At 44.1% G+C, this 4,977-nt stretch carries 4 protein-coding genes; 1 reads left to right on the plus strand and 3 read right to left on the minus strand.

Features of this window, described 5'->3' with window-relative positions; all coding sequences use genetic code 11:
- The coding region (locus tag F6K51_RS35155; protein ID WP_293030218.1) for a pentapeptide repeat-containing protein at positions 1 to 1,755 on the minus strand (1,755 nt) is incomplete at its 3' end.
- Between the two features lie 153 nt (positions 1,756 to 1,908).
- Between F6K51_RS35155 and F6K51_RS35160 the strand changes: the two genes are divergently transcribed.
- Entirely contained in the window at positions 1,909 to 2,124 is a 216-nt protein-coding gene (locus F6K51_RS35160; protein ID WP_293030221.1) for a hypothetical protein, read from the plus strand.
- Between the two features lie 2 nt (positions 2,125 to 2,126).
- Here the strand turns inward: F6K51_RS35160 and F6K51_RS35165 are convergent, their stop codons facing one another.
- Both F6K51_RS35165 and F6K51_RS35170 read right to left on the minus strand, forming a co-directional pair.
- On the minus strand, positions 2,127 to 4,235 hold the full coding sequence (locus tag F6K51_RS35165) for a pentapeptide repeat-containing protein (RefSeq protein ID WP_293030224.1): 2,109 nt from the start codon (positions 4,233 to 4,235) through the stop codon (positions 2,127 to 2,129).
- A 255-nt stretch (positions 4,236 to 4,490) separates the two neighbouring features.
- A partial coding sequence (locus F6K51_RS35170; RefSeq protein WP_293030227.1) for a hypothetical protein occupies positions 4,491 to 4,977 on the minus strand: 487 nt, incomplete at its 5' end.

Raw genomic sequence — 4,977 nt, forward strand, 5'->3', positions numbered from 1 at the left:
GGCTCTAACAATTTCCTTAAAATCCTGATTATGACTTCTTTCCGCCTCTAGCAGAGCAGTTTGTTTCGCTGCTTCCAGTCTAGCCTCATAAACTTCAAAAAATTGTCTTTCAACCTTACCCTTATCTGTGGCTTCTGGCACTTCCAAGGTAAGTAAAACATCATTTCCCTTCCTCTCAATTCCTTGAATTGAATCACCAGTAATTTCAGGGTTTTCCGCCATTAACTCTTGAAAGGCTTGACGAAATGCTTTTGGATTAACCCCATTACGCAGAAGAATCTGCACCGTATTCGTAATCTGCTTATAAAGCTTGTCAAAATCCCCTGGTTCAAAAACCCGATTAAAGTCATGGGGGCGGCGCTCTCGACTTCCCATATTATCGGGATTCTCTAGTAGAAAGACATACTGACAATCAACATTAGTTAACCTAGTTCTTGAATCAATGTTCCACGCTTCTAAACAAGCTCCCGTAAGATAAGCATGGGTAAAATCAGTACCAACGCAATTAGCTTCAGTTAAATTAGCCCATTCTAAATTAGCATCCTCTAAAGTGGCTTCGCTAAGATCAGCCAGTTTTAGATTAGCCTTATTTAAATTAGCCCCTCTTAAATTTGCACCTCTAAGATTACCATTAACATAAGACTTGTTATAACCATTACCACGAACCAATAATTCTCTAATAGCCGTATCAGCTAAGATAGTATTACCAGGTCTAGCTCGGTCAAGCTTAATAGTATTTTTCCAACAAGTACGAGTGATAGTAGCCTCCCTTAAGTCTGTACTTTTAAGGATAGCTCCCGTAAAATCAGCATCAGTTAAATTGGCCTTGTAAAAACTGGTTCCTCCTGTAGCAGCAAAAGCAATAGCCATAGTGCGAATCCAGGCATCTCTGGGGTCCCCTTTTATAGCACGCCAGCCCAGGTAAGTTCCAAGTAAGGCGAAAGCGAAGACGAAGGCGAAGACGAAGGCTATGGCTACGGCGAAGGCTAGGGCTACGGCTACAGCGGAGGCTAGGGCTACGGCTACAGCGGAGGCTAGGGCTAGGGCTATGGCTATGGCTACAGCGGAGGCTACAGCGGAGGCGGAGGCTATGGCGGAGGCTATAGCTACGGCTATGGCGGAGGCTATAGCTACGGCTATGGCGGAGGCTATGGCGGAGGCTACGGCTACAGCGGAGGCTACAGCGGAGGCTACAGCGGAGGCTATGGCGGAGGCTATGGTGGAGGCTATGGCGGAGGCTATGGTGGAGGCTATGGTGGAGGCTATGGTGGAGGCGGAGGCTACAGCGGAGGCGGAGGCGAAGGCTATGGCGAAAGCTAGGGCTACGGCTACAGCGGAGGCTATGGCGGAAGCTACAGCGGAGGCTCTTCTGATACCTTGACGAAGGATTACAGCAAATAAGACAATTATTACAATCAAAGTTATCCAGCTGAAGACTTGCTCTGTTACGTCGCTAGAGGTAAATATAAACGCTACTGACGCCCCAACAAATAAGGAAATAATTCCTGATAGTCCTGACGCTATCCACGAAACCAACAAAAGAACAACTACCCACCTTTTCTGTAATCCTGCCTTCGCACTACAGAACTGAGTTCCCCTTAGAGTAGCATTCTTAAAATTTGCCCCTCTAATATCCGCTTCACTAAAATCTGCCCCGGAAAGGTCTTTCCCTTGGAATGACTGACCTCTAAGATTTACCCTGCGGAAATCCCTTTCTCCTGCTGCATATCGTCTCAGAACTTCTTTAGCTTTCATCGACCACAATCATATATAGTTGAAGTGAATGCTGAAGCACTCCTCGATGTAAACTACAGTCGATGAATCAGGATTCCAGAAATATCTACGTGGGAATAAATTTACTTGGGCACATAGGTTTCCTCACAACCTTGCTACCGTCCCACCCCTGGGATGCGCTACGCACAGCCAAAGGCGATTGGTCATAGGCCACGCTATACGAACGCACCAGTACCAAGAACCAACATCCCAATTCAAGCGCGAACGCACCAGTACCAAAAACCAACATCCCAATCCAAACGCGATCGTACCAGTACCAAGAACCAACATCCCAATTCAAACGCGATTGGCCTACGGCCACGCTACGCGATCACACCAATGCACCTGTAAAATTAAGGGTTTCTCCACCCTTCAATAATTCTAATTGCTATATTCAAATATGGGTTATCAAGGAATTCTTCAATTGCTCCTTGACCACCTTCTTTTATAGCATTAATTAACCTTTCCTTCTTGGTTGGTGTAATGGCTGCACTGATAAAGGCTTCTTGCTGTGCTTCTGTGGCGGTAGGGTTGGTTTGCTCTAGTTGTTGGAGGAGTTGCTGGATTTCAGCTGCTGCTTTAGCTAAACTTTGGGTTTCCTCTGGTGTCAAATTAGCAATGTTAAATTGTCTAGCATTGTCGTTGGCAACAGCAAAATTAGGATTAGTATTAACCTTAGGATTAGTAGCTCGTTTTTGGTCTATATTAAAATGACGTGAATTATCTGACATATTATTCTCCGCTTCAGCTTTATTTATAACTTTGATTATAGAATTGGATGACTGCTTACTGATCAAAGCATGTATAACATCCTTGAAGTTCTGAACATGACAAGTGTTAGCCTCTTCTTTACCCTCTAGAAAACCAATTCTTCTAGCGTCTTCCAGTCTAGCCTCATAAACTTCCAAAAATTGTCTCTCAACCTTACCCTTATCTATTGATTCTGGAACTTCCAAGGTAACTAAAACATCATTTCCTTTCTTCTCAATTCCTTGAATCGAATCCTTAGTAATTTCAGGATTTTCTGCCATTAACTCTTGAAAGGCTTGACGAAATGCTTCTGGATTAACCCCATTACGCAGAAGAATCTGCACCGTATTCATAATCTGCTTATAAAGCTTGTCAAAATCCCCTGGTTCAAAAACCCGATTAAAGTCATGGGGGCGGCGCTCTCGACTTCCCATAGCATCGGGATTCTCTAGTAAAAAGACAAACTGAGAATCAACATTAGTTAATGTAGTTGTTGAATCAATATTCCACGCTTCTAAACAAGCTCCCGTAAGATAAGCATGGGTAAAATCAGTACCAACTGCTTGAGCTTTAGTTAAATTAGCCCATTCTAAATTAGCATCTTCTAAGGTTGCTTTACTAATATCAGCACATTTGAGATTAGCCTTGTTTAAATTAGCTCCTTTTAAATTTGCCCCTCTAAGATTACCATCCACATAAGACTTATTGTAACCATTACCACTAACTAATAATTCTCTGACAGCCGTATTAGCTAAGATAGTATTACCAGGTCTAGCTCGGTCAAGCTTAATAGTATTTTGCCAACAAGTACGAGAAAAATTAGCCTCTCTTAAATCTGTACTTTTGAGGGTAGCTCCTTTGAAATTAGCATCAGTTAAATTAGCTTTGTAAAAACTGGTACCTCCTGTGGCAGCAAATGCAATAGCAATACCCCGAATCCAGGCATCTCTGGGGTCCCCCTTTAGAGCACGCCAGCCCAGGTAAACACCAAGTAAGGTTCCGGCTATGGCTACGGCTACAGCTACGTGGAAGGGGAAGACTATGGCTACGGCTCCCGCTATGGCTACGGCTCCCGCTATGGCTACAACTCCAGCTCCGGCTCCGGCTCCGGCTATGGCTATGGCTACGGCTATGGCTACGGCTCCCGCTATGGCTACACCTCCGGCTACGCCGAAGGGAAAGGCTACGGCTATGGCTAGGGTTACGGCTACGGCTAAGGATCCCTCTCCCCATATGGCTACGGCTCCGGCGAAGATTATGCTGTAGGCGAAGGCTCCGGCTCCCGCTATGGCTACGGCTCCAGTTACAGATCCGGCTACAGCTACGGTGATACCTTCACAAAGTATAACAGCAAATAAGACAATTATTACAACCAAAACTATCCAGTGGTAAGCTGGTTGTCTTACGGCGCTAGAGTTAAATAGTGACGCTACTGCTACTCCACCCAATAAAGAGGCAATTCCCGATAGTCCTGACACTATCCAGGAAACCAACAAAAGAACAATTACCCACCGTTTTTGTAATCCAGCCTTTGCCTTACAGAACTGAGTTTCCCTTAGAGTAGCATTCTTAAAATTTGCCCCTCTAATATCCGCTTCACTAAAATCTGCCCCGGAAAGGTCTTCCCCCTGAAACGATTGACCCCTAAGATTTACCCTGCGGAAATCCCTTTCTCCTGCTGCATATCGTCTCAGAACTTCTTTAGCTTTCATCGACCACAATCATATTAGTTGAAGTGAATGCTGGAGCACTCCTCGATGTAAACTACAGTCGATGAATCAGGATTCCGGAAATATCTACGTAGGAATAAATTCACTTGGGCACATAGGTTCCCTCAAAACCCTGCTACTGTCCCACCCCTGGGATGTAGGCCACGCTATGCGATCGCCCCAGTAAAACCAACATCCCAATCCAAACGCGATCGCCTTTGACGCAGCGAGGCTAATCGCACCAATGCACCTGTAAAATTAAGGGTTTCTCCACCCTTCAATAATTCTAATTGCTACGTTCAAATATGGGTTATCAAGGAATTCTTCAATTGCTCCTTGACCACCTTCTTTGATAGCATTAATTAGCCTTTCCTTCTTGGTTGGTGTAATGGCTGCACTGACAAAGGCTTCTTGCTGTGCTTCTGTGGCGGTAGGATTGTTTTTCTCTAGTTGTTGGAGTAATTGCTGGATTTCAGCTGCTGCTTCGGCTAAGCTTTGGGTTTGTTCTGATGTAAAATTAGTAGTATTAAATTGTCTAGCATTGTCGTTGGCAACAGCAAAATTAGGATTAGTATTAACCTTAGGATTAGTAGCTTGACTTTGGTCTATATTAAAATTACGTGAATTATCTGACATATCACTCTCCGATTTAGCTGTATTTGTAAGATTGATTATAGGATTGGATGACTGATTGCTAGTGAAAGCGGCTCTAACAATTTCCTTAAAATCCTGATTATGACTTCTT

Source organism: Moorena sp. SIO3I8 (genome assembly GCF_010692325.1).
In the GTDB taxonomy this organism is placed as follows: Bacteria; Cyanobacteriota; Cyanobacteriia; order Cyanobacteriales; family Coleofasciculaceae; genus Moorena.